Origin of the sequence: Peptoniphilus senegalensis JC140 (genome assembly GCF_000321025.1) — a bacterium.
GTDB classification, from domain to species: Bacteria; Bacillota; Clostridia; order Tissierellales; family Peptoniphilaceae; genus Peptoniphilus_A; species Peptoniphilus_A senegalensis.
In genome coordinates, this window is sequence record NZ_HE610718.1 from 806,359 (window position 1) to 815,711 (window position 9,353).

The window sequence follows — 9,353 nt, forward strand, 5'->3', positions numbered from 1 at the left end:
AGGAATTATGACTAAATTTATATTTGTTACAGGTGGAGTTGTTTCAGGAATTGGCAAGGGAATTTCTGCAGCGAGTATTGGAAGGCTATTAAAAGACAGAGGACTTTCGGTATTTATGCAAAAGTTCGATCCTTACCTAAATATTGATCCAGGAACTATGAGTCCTTATCAACATGGAGAAGTTTTTGTAACTAAGGATGGAGCTGAAACGGACCTAGACCTAGGGCATTATGAAAGATTTATTGACGAAGAGCTCACTAAGGGGGCATCAATTACTACTGGGAAAGTTTATTCAACTGTAATTGCCAAGGAAAGACGTGGAGATTATGATGGAGCAACTGTGCAAGTAATTCCACACATCACAAATGAAATCAAAAATGCAGTTTATAAAGCAGCAAAGGAATCAAAGGCTGATGTTGTAATTACAGAAATCGGTGGAACAGTGGGAGACATTGAATCTCTTCCATTTTTAGAAGCAATAAGACAAATCCACTCCGAAAATAAAGAGTCTGATGTTTTATTTGTACACACAGTTCTAGTGCCAAATATTCCAGGTTCAGATGAATTAAAAACCAAGCCAACACAACACTCCTTTAAGGAGCTAATGAGTAATGGAATAAAAACTGATGTAATTATTGTAAGGTCAAATGGTCTTGTCACAAAGGATTTGAGAGAAAAAATTTCTCTTTTCTGTGACGTGCCGGTGGATGCAGTTATCCAATCAACTAATGTAGATTTAATTTATGAAGTTCCACTTGTTTTCCATGAACAACATCTAGATAATTACATTTTAAATAAACTTGAATTAAAAGACAGACCAGCATCAAAGGGCAAATGGAAAGAAATGGTTGAAAGATTTAAGGATGTTAAGGGCGAAGTAACAATTGGTCTTGTTGGTAAATATGTAAGCCTTCACGATGCTTATCTCTCTGTAACACAAGCTCTAACTGATGCAGGTTGTGAAAATGGATATAAGGTAAATATTAAGTGGATAAATTCTGAAGAAATAGAAAAGAAGGCAAGTATCTTAGAAGGGCTTGATGGAATAATAGTACCAGGAGGATTTGGTTCTCGTGGAACTGAAGGCATGATCATGGCAAGTAAGTATGCTCGTGAAAACAATGTGCCTTACTTTGGAATTTGTTATGGAATGCAAATTGCACTTATTGATGTTGCAAGAAATAAACTTGGCTTTAAGGATGCAAACTCAACGGAAATAAATCCAGATACAAATTATCCAATAATTGACCTTTTGGAAAATCAAAAGGACATCAAAAATGTTGGAGGAACACTTAGACTTGGAAATTATGATTGCTCTTTAGAAAAAGACAGCTTGGTCTATAAACTTTATGGCGAAGAAAAAATTAAGGAAAGACATAGACATAGATATGAATTTAACAATGACTATAGAGGAAAGATTAGATCAGCTGGAGTTACTTTTTCTGGTATAAACGAAGACAAGGACTTAGTAGAAATAATTGAAATTAAAGATAATGATTTCTTCGTGGCTTGTCAGTTCCACCCAGAATTTAAGTCAAGACCAACAAAAGTACATCCTCTATTTAATGGATTTATAAAAGCATCAATAAAAAATAAAAATAAAAACAAATAAAGATAAATAAATCTCATCAATTAATTGATAAGATTAAGGTAAAAGAACTCTTGCAGGTCTATCTCATTACAAAAATTGATGTTTTCTAAATCTCGAACTTCTAAAATCGCAAACTCGCTTCGCTCGAACAGTGCGATTTTAGTCGAAGTTCTTCGATTTGAAAACAAAACAATTTTTTCCATAGGATATTCTTAGCAAGAGGTTTTTATTATATTGCTTTATCTTCATCACGAAAAAATAAAAAAAGCTCTGAAAAAATTTTCAGAACTTTATAGAAACTTGTCTTTTAAATTGTCCCAATAGGAATTATTTGAAAAGACAAGTTTTTTTATTGTCTTGTTCGATAGTCTAATGTTTACTCTGTGTAAATTGTTGAAAAAATATTCTGAGCCATCAACTAAAAGTAGATTTGAGTCTTTGTATCTCTTTTCCACAACGAGGGAAATGGTGTGAGCTCCAGGTACTATAACTGATGAACCGAGAGAGCGATAAGCTGAGGAGTTCATTGGGGAAATTGGAGTCATCTGAAGCACATGTAGGCTTGGGTAGACTATTGCACCACCACTTGAAAAATTATAGGCAGTTGAGCCAGATGGAGTTGCAACTAACACACCATCGCCAGAAAATTTTTCAACGTGATTTCTGTCTATGAAGACATTCATGTGAATAGTTTTTGAATGAGCGGCTTTTAGGACTACTTCATTCACTGAATAAAATTTATAAACTTTATTTTTCGTGTAGATGTCTGATCTTATTAGCTTTATGTCATCGACATTGTAGCTGCCCTCTTTATAATCTTTTACAAATTTTTCCACTTCATCAGGTTTTATTTCTTGATAAAAGCCAAGATGCCCAGTATTTATTCCCACAAATGGCATTTCAGGAAAGTCATTATTGTGGATTGCCTTTATGAAAGAGCCGTCACCACCAATGCAAATGGATAGTTCTGCATTTTTTTTAAATCCATTAAAGGGCTCATAGCCATATTTTGTTAAGACATTGTGCAAATTTGTTGCAGTTTTTTTAGATTCAAAATTTGCATTTGTAAGTATATTTATAATTTTAGACAAGCTTAAACCCCCTTGATTTTTTTCTTTATTATTTATATTATAAACGAATAAAGTCCCCTTGACTAGAGGTGTAAAATGTATAGATTAAATTCAAAAGATTTTTTAAATTTTAGGGCAAATAAAAATATTAAGATAAATGATTACTTAAAGGAGAGGGGAGTCTCTTCTCGCTTAATAAGAAAATCAGTTAAGAGCGAAAAGATTTATTTGAATGGAAAATTAATTAAGAAAAATAAAAAATTAAAGTTAAATGACATAATTTCTCTTAGGTTTGAAGATGAAGAGCCCAATGGCAAAGTGGAAAAAAAATCACTAGACATTTTATATGAAGATGACGATTTGATTTTAATAAATAAAGAGCCCTTTATGGTTACTCATACGGCAAAGGATGACAGTGATGGGACTCTTTTAAATTACCTCTTGGGATACTTTTATGAAAATAAGATAAAAAGAAAGGTTAGATTTGTAAATAGACTTGATAGAGATACCTCTGGCATAGTTGTTGCTTGTAAAAATTCCTTTGCTCAAGATAAAATTTCCAGCGATTTTAGAGATAAGGTTGAGAAAAAATATTTGGCTATTTGCAGTGGCATTTTTAAAGAAAAGGAAGGAATTATTGATGCTCCTATTGCCACAAGTGAAGACAATATTAGGCGAGAGGTAAATTATGTAATTGGAAAAAAGTCTATTACCTCTTATAAAGTATTAGAAGAGTATGATAACATGAGTCTTGTAATGTTAACTCTTTATACGGGAAGGACTCACCAAATCAGGGTTCATCTAAGTCATTTAGGTCATCCTATTATTGGAGACAGTCTTTACGGAGAAAAGTCAGAGTTAATAAATAGACAAGCCCTTCATTCTTATTCTATAAAATTTAAGCTACCAAGGAATGATAAAGAAATAGAGATTTTTGCAAAGGTTCCCAAAGATTTTCATTTTTTTCCTGCTCTTTATTGAAAAAGTAATTTTATTGCGTTATAATTTAATTAGGTAAATTCTGCGATGTACGAAATAAGCCTATTTAATTCAACCGACAAATCTAACACGGGAAACTGTGTATAAGTGAGATATGACAAGCCGCCTTTGAGCGGAAGTCAGAATACGCTATCAAGTTTTTTACCCACCATGATAATGGGCGGGTGTGAATTAATTAGGTAACGGCATTGCGGTTTTTACTATATATTGTAATTCATTGGATTTAATCTGATTAATTTTATATAAATCGGGTAAGAGTTTAACATATCAATATATCAATAAAGATAAAGGAGAGTTATTATGGGATTATTTGATTATTTAGAAGCAAAACGTAACGAAGCAGTTAGAAGAAGAAGACTTAAAGAAATTTCTAAGATTTCTACAGGTATTGCACTTGGAGCAATTGGTGGAATTTTATTTGCCCCACAAGAAGGCAAAAAGACTCGTGAAGATATAGCTAACAAATCTAAAGAAGCAGCTAACCAAGCACTTAACGCAGCTAGTGATGCTAGAGATACTATTGAATTTAAGGCTTATCAAGCTGGAGAACAAGCTAAGAAAACTTATAATGAATTGAGAGAAAAGGCTGCTATTAAAAAATATGAATTTGACGAAGACGTTGAAGTAGCTAAGGCAAAGGCTAAAGCAATAGGAGAAGTTGTTAAGGCTGGTGCTGAAGACATCAAAAAAGATGTGAAAAACACTACTGAAGAAGTTAAAGATACAGCAGAAGAAGTTAAAGGCGACTTAAAGGAAGGCGCAAAGGACATCAAGAGAGAAGCAAAAAAATCTTCTGAAAATGTAAAAGAAACTCTTGAAGAAACAAAAGACAAGGCAGAAAAAGAAGCTAGAAAATAAGATAGGAGGCATAAAATGTTAGATCAAGCATTTACAATTGGTGGCCTACTAAGTTTCTTATTGTATGTAGCTGGTATAGCTGCACTTGTTGCACTATTTTTAGTGCTTTTAAATGTTTTTAAAATTTTAAAAAATGTCAATGACATTGTTGAAAGAAACCAAGGCGAGATTGATCACACTATAAAGACTGTTCCTTCAATAATGGACAATGCAAAGGACATTTCTACAAATGTAAATTCAATTTCAACTGATGCGACAAAACTTGTTAATGATGTAAAACCTGAAATTGAAAAAGTTGTTGCTACAGTTGGTTCAGTTTCAGATACTGTTAATGGAATTACAAGAAAGGTCGATGATACATCTTTAAGAGTATCAAACACAGTTATGAATGTTTCAGATGTTATTTCTGATACTGCTAAAACTATTTCACTTAGTTCAAATAACGCCATCGACTATTTTTATATTTTAAGAGAAGTTGCAAAGACTGTTAAAGAAGTCTTTTTAAAATGATCTTGAGGACGGAGTTATGGCTTCGTCTTCTTTTATTTTAAATTTAAGAATCAAAGAATGATATAATTATATAAAACTTTGATTCTTATCTACATAGTACAAGGAGTAAAATGAAGAGAGTTAAGATAATAGCAAACCCAAATTCGGGCAGAGGTACAGCTCTTGGCAAAATTTTAGATTTGATAGAACTTATGAGTGATGATGAGTATGAAATTGAGTTGCTCTTTACACACAAAGAGGGCGATGGTAAAAATTATGCTTTAAATTATTCGGGAGAGGATTTTATAATATGTTCTGGTGGCGATGGAACTGTAAATGAAGTTGTAAATGGAATTTATCTATCTAATAGGGATACTCCTCTTGCAATTCTTCAAAGTGGAACAGTAAATGATTTTGCAAATGCACAGGGACTTCCAACTTCGCCATATAAATTTTATCAAATGATAAAAAATTTTAATCTCAAGACCATAGACATTGGCTTAGCTGGAGAGAGAGCATTTATAAATGTTGCCGCAGGTGGAATGCTTACAGAAATTGCATACACAGTTCCAGCTGAGAAAAAGGCAACTTTGGGAGATATGGCTTATTATCTCGAAGGTGCAAGGGAACTTTTGGAGAAAAAAATTTTCAAATATCAAAAGATTATAAATTTTGACATTGAAAGTGAAGAATTTACTGGAACAGTTGAGGGGCTTTTATTTTTGATAACAAATTCAACTTCTGTTGGTGGATTTAAGAGAATGGCACCTTTGGCAGATATTTCAGATGGATATTTAGATGTTCTTATTTTTAAAGGAATTAGAATTTCAGATGTTCCAGAACTTTTTGCATCTCTAATGGGTGGAAAACATGTTGACCACAATAAGGTTAAATATTTAAAAACAAAAAAATAAAAATAAAAGCTGATAAAGAGCTTACAATAGATGTAGACGGAGAGAAAGCTTCAACACTTCCTATGACTTTTAAAGTCTTGGAAAATAAATTAAAAATAATAGTACCATAAGGAGGAAGGTATGGCATCTACAATTAAAGATGTAGCAAAAATGGCAGATGTGTCCATTTCTACAGTATCAAGGGTAATAAATGACTCAAAACCCGTTAGCCCAGAGGCTCGAAGAAGAGTTTTGCACGCCATAGATGTTTTGGATTATAAGCCAAATGAAGTGGCAAGAAGTTTAGTTACAAAGAAATCTAATTTAATAGGCGTAATTGTAGAAGACATTGGTTCTAATTTTATTTCACAAATACTTAGAGGGGTGGAAGAAGTTGGAAGAATGTATAAATACGACATACTTTTATCAAGTTCCTATGGCGACGCTGAATCTGAAATGAAGTTTGCAAATTTGTTGGCTCAAAAACAAGTTGAAGGAATCATTGTAATTTCAAATTTGCACAATCCTAAGCTAGAATATAAATTAGAAGAAAGTAAAATCCCTTATGTCATCATTAGTAATTTCTACGACATAGAAAAGTTTTCTGCAACAATTGATTATGAAAAGGCATCTTATGACATGGTAAATCTTTTAATTTCAAAGGGACATAAAAATATTGCTTCTTTAGGAATTAGAAAGGACTATGATAGAACCTTTGAAAAGAAAAAAATCGAAGGTTACAACAAAGCCATGGAAGAACATGGTCTAAAGAAAATTAATTTATTCGTGGAAGGTCTAAATGCAGAAGATGTGGAAGATGAAGGGACAAATATAATAGACACAGTTAAGAAAGAAAAGATCACAGCTTTCTTTACATCCTATGATACAATTGCAATTCATCTAATGAACTTGCTTTTAGACAATAATTTTAAAACTCCGCAAGACATTTCTGTAACAGGATTTGGTGGATCTTATATTTCAAATATTTATAGACCAAAACTTACAACAGTTAAAATTCCTTATTATGACATTGGAGCGGTTTCAATTAGAAAAATTTTAAAGAAAATAGCAAAAGAAGATAGCGACTTTTCAGAAAATGTTGTGCTTCCATCTGAAATTCTTGAAAGAGAAAGTGTAAAGGAATTAAATGACTAAAATCGCTATTGAGACAAATTGTGAAATTATAAAAAAAGGACTTCAGAATATTTTAAAGGATTATGAAGTCCTTGATTTTTATGAAGAAACAAGTGAGAAAATTGATTTATTAATCTTTGAAGACAAAAGTCTTGAAAAGAGAAAAGAAGATAAGATAAGAATAGTAGATGAGAGAAAGCTTCCTCTCAATATAGACTATTCCATTATAAGCATAAGGGCTACTGAAGATGAAGTACTTGAGGCAGTGGATAAAACTCTCAGGGGATATAATTATATTGAAGAAAGCCTAAATAAAATAAAAAAATTAGAAATAAAAAATATGAAAAATTAAAATCTCTCACTACAAGAGAAAAACTTCTATTAGAGAAAATACTAGCTGGTAAAACTAATAAGGAGATTTCTAGAGAAATTTACATTAGTGAAAAGACTATAAAAAATAATCTAACAATTCTTTACAAAAAATTGGAAGTTAGTGGAAGGACTGAAATCTTAAAAAGTTATGGAGAGATTTAGTCATTTTGTATTAAAATATGTTAGTAAAGCTAACATATTTTTTTATTAGAATTGAGGAATAAATGGAAAAGTATCTGTTGTTGAATTTAATGTATTTTTTTATATACGCCTTTATAGGCTGGGTAGTAGAAGTTAGTTTCCACGCAGTTACCCTTGGCAAATTTGTAAATAGAGGATTTTTGGCAGGACCCTATTGTCCTATATATGGATTTGGAGCCATATCAGTAATATATTTTTTAACCGATATAGCTGAGAAAAACAAACTTGTCCTATTTTTGGGCTCTATGTTTATAGCCACAGCCATAGAATTTGTAGCGGGTGTTCTCTTAGAAAAAATATTTCACGAGAGATGGTGGGACTATTCAGACAGAAAACTAAATATTGGTGGATATATCTGTCTAGAATTTTCAGTAATATGGGGTATGTTTTGTTTTTTATTATATGAAGCAGTCCATCCACTCATAAGAGATTTAGTAGGCTTAATACCAATGGCTTTTTTAAAGTATATGGATATAGGCCTAGTAATAATAATGGCAATTGATATGATAGCAACAGTTAATACACTTATTGGACTTAATAAAGAATTCAAGGCAATAGACAGAATAAGTAAAGATATAAGGAAAGTATCAGATAAAATAGGTCTAAGAGTATATGATAAGACTGTTCAAATAGAAAATAGACAAGAAGAAATTAAGAAAAAGCCAGAATTTATGGAATTAGAAAATAGAATAAAAGAATTGAGAGAAAGAAAAGAAAGCCTAGAAGAAAAGAGATTATTAAAAGCCTTTCCTAATTTGAAAAAGAATTTAGAAGAGGCACAAGCTGATATAGGAGAAATTAAAAAACTAATAAGAGATAACGAACACTTATAAATAATTAATGAGGAGCAGCTATGAAACAATACTCAGGGAAAGAAGAACTTAAAGAAGAGATCACAAAAGCATATAAAAAATACATTGATGAATTTGATAATATTGAAGAGAACCTAAAAGATAAAAGAATTGAAGAAGTAGACAGAACCCCAGCAGAAAATCTTTCTTATCAAGTAGGATGGACAAGTCTTTTGTTAAAATGGGAAGAAGACGAGAAAAAAGGCATTGAAGTAAAAACACCATCTGATAAATTCAAATGGAATGAGTTGGGGAAACTATATGAGTGGTTTAATGAAAGCTATTCAAATAAGTCGCTAAAAGAATTAAAAATCATATTAGACGAAAATATAAATAAAGTCTTAAAACTTATAGATGATATGACAGAAGAAGAATTATTTAATCCACACATGAGAAAATGGGCTGACGATGCAACAAAAACAGCAGTCTGGGAAGTTTATAAATTTATACATGTTAATACAGTGGCACCCTTTAAAACATTTAGAACAAAAATAAGAAAATGGAAGAAAATATTAGAAATTAAATAAAATAAAGTAAAAAAAGGGTTAAAGCTAGTGTATAATGATGATATAGCAAGAAAGAAGACTATATCAAAAAATACAATAACAATAAAAAAAGAATCAATAGAAAAATAATTTAAAAAAGTATTGACATGAAAAAACTAAAATAGTAATATATAACAGTTGTCAAAAAAAGATGACTGTTATTTTTTATAAAAAAATATAAAAAACAGTTGACAGATAACTTTTAAGATGATATCATATAGAAGTTGTCGATTAAGACAGCAAGGCTTTTGTAAAAGGCAAGTAAAAAACAAATAAAAAATTGTAAAAAAAATACTTGACAAGAATAAATTACAAGAGTACAATAAATAAGCTACTTCAAAAAGTAGCGA

11 protein-coding genes and 1 other RNA gene are annotated in these 9,353 nt (G+C 31.2%); 11 read left to right on the top strand and 1 reads right to left on the bottom strand.

Going from position 1 to position 9,353, the window contains the following annotated elements; translation table 11 throughout:
• The first annotated feature begins 7 nt into the window (after positions 1–7).
• A complete protein-coding gene (locus PTSHG_RS08255; protein WP_019108427.1) occupies positions 8–1,612 on the top strand; it encodes a CTP synthase in 1,605 nt (534 codons plus the stop codon).
• Positions 1,613–1,881: 269 nt separating this feature from the next.
• Here PTSHG_RS08255 and PTSHG_RS08260 read toward each other — a convergent pair whose 3' ends face one another.
• Positions 1,882–2,682, bottom strand: a complete 801-nt coding sequence (locus PTSHG_RS08260; protein WP_019108428.1) for an NAD(+)/NADH kinase — start codon at positions 2,680–2,682, stop codon at positions 1,882–1,884.
• Between the two features lie 75 nt (positions 2,683–2,757).
• On the opposite strand from PTSHG_RS08260, the gene PTSHG_RS08265 reads away from it, so the two are divergent.
• The 10 genes from PTSHG_RS08265 (at position 2,758) to PTSHG_RS08300 (ending at position 8,985) form a co-directional block, all read left to right on the top strand.
• The gene (locus PTSHG_RS08265) at positions 2,758–3,642 is read left to right on the top strand and encodes an RluA family pseudouridine synthase (protein WP_019108429.1); all 885 of its coding nucleotides are present in this window, start codon (positions 2,758–2,760) and stop codon (positions 3,640–3,642) included.
• A gap of 34 nt (positions 3,643–3,676) precedes the next feature.
• Positions 3,677–3,861, top strand: a non-coding RNA gene (gene ssrS, locus PTSHG_RS09695) — 6S RNA.
• A 99-nt stretch (positions 3,862–3,960) separates the two neighbouring features.
• Positions 3,961–4,518, top strand: coding sequence for a YtxH domain-containing protein (locus tag PTSHG_RS08270; protein ID WP_019108430.1), 558 nt, complete (start codon positions 3,961–3,963; stop codon positions 4,516–4,518).
• 15 nt (positions 4,519–4,533) lie between these two features.
• Positions 4,534–5,028: a hypothetical protein gene (locus tag PTSHG_RS08275; RefSeq protein ID WP_019108431.1), complete on the top strand. Its 495-nt coding sequence runs from the start codon at positions 4,534–4,536 to the stop codon at positions 5,026–5,028.
• A gap of 110 nt (positions 5,029–5,138) precedes the next feature.
• The gene (locus PTSHG_RS09415) at positions 5,139–5,921 is read left to right on the top strand and encodes a diacylglycerol/lipid kinase family protein (RefSeq protein WP_019108432.1); all 783 of its coding nucleotides are present in this window, start codon (positions 5,139–5,141) and stop codon (positions 5,919–5,921) included.
• A 120-nt stretch (positions 5,922–6,041) separates the two neighbouring features.
• Positions 6,042–7,055: a LacI family DNA-binding transcriptional regulator gene (locus PTSHG_RS08285; RefSeq protein WP_019108434.1), complete on the top strand. Its 1,014-nt coding sequence runs from the start codon at positions 6,042–6,044 to the stop codon at positions 7,053–7,055.
• On the top strand, positions 7,048–7,386 hold the full coding sequence (locus PTSHG_RS09420; RefSeq protein ID WP_019108435.1) for a hypothetical protein: 339 nt from the start codon (positions 7,048–7,050) through the stop codon (positions 7,384–7,386). The genes PTSHG_RS08285 and PTSHG_RS09420 overlap by 8 nt, the downstream gene beginning before the upstream one ends.
• Positions 7,387–7,424: 38 nt before the next feature.
• A complete protein-coding gene (locus PTSHG_RS10150; protein ID WP_238318766.1) occupies positions 7,425–7,568 on the top strand; it encodes a response regulator transcription factor in 144 nt (47 codons plus the stop codon).
• 62 nt (positions 7,569–7,630) lie between these two features.
• Entirely contained in the window at positions 7,631–8,440 is an 810-nt protein-coding gene (locus PTSHG_RS08295; protein WP_019108436.1) for a putative ABC transporter permease, read from the top strand.
• A gap of 20 nt (positions 8,441–8,460) precedes the next feature.
• Complete coding sequence (locus tag PTSHG_RS08300; RefSeq protein ID WP_019108437.1) at positions 8,461–8,985, top strand: ClbS/DfsB family four-helix bundle protein; 525 nt, start codon at positions 8,461–8,463, stop codon at positions 8,983–8,985.
• Positions 8,986–9,353 lie beyond the last annotated feature (368 nt).